The organism is Vibrio sp. 1078-1, assembly GCF_033340475.1.
On record NZ_JAWOWM010000634.1, the window covers coordinates 1 to 582 of the forward strand.

1 protein-coding gene is annotated in these 582 nt (G+C 45.9%); it reads left to right on the top strand.

Features of this window, described 5'->3' with window-relative positions:
- Nucleotides 1-412: LysE family translocator (locus R7190_RS29215; RefSeq protein WP_318138116.1), on the top strand; the 412-nt coding region annotated here is incomplete at its 5' end.
- Between the last annotated feature and the right edge of the window lie 170 nt (nt 413-582).

Sequence of the window (582 nt, forward strand, 5' to 3'; positions counted from 1 at the left end):
GCTATTTACCGTCCTCAAATTTGCCGGCGGTGCGTATTTGCTCTATTTAGGTATCGAAATGTGGCGATCTCGAGGCAAACTCGCGATCAATTTGGAGAACTCAACTTCACCACCTAAAGGTAACTGGAATTTGGTTCTGCAGGGCTTCGTTACCGCCATCGCGAACCCTAAAGGTTGGGCGTTTATGATCTCACTTTTGCCTCCATTCATCGACCAGAGCAAAGCCCTAGCGCCACAGCTCATGGTTTTAGTCTCGATCATTCTGCTGTTCGAGTTCATCTGTATGTCACTTTACGCGACAGGCGGTAAAGGACTTAAACGTGTTTTAGGCCAATCAAAAAATGTGCGTTTGATGAACCGTTTCGCAGGCACGTTGATGATGGGCGTTGGTGTTTGGCTGTTTGTGAGTTAGAGCGGAACTAAAAGTAATGAAAAACCTCTTTCAAAAGTTCACGCAAGTGATGAGTGAAGTACTAGATTTTCAGGCCCGAGTTTGGGTTGTGAACGTCTATGCAGGAGAGCATAAAGGCGAGTCTTATGTCGTTAATGAAGATGCTTTCTCTGAGCCTCTTCAGTGGATGA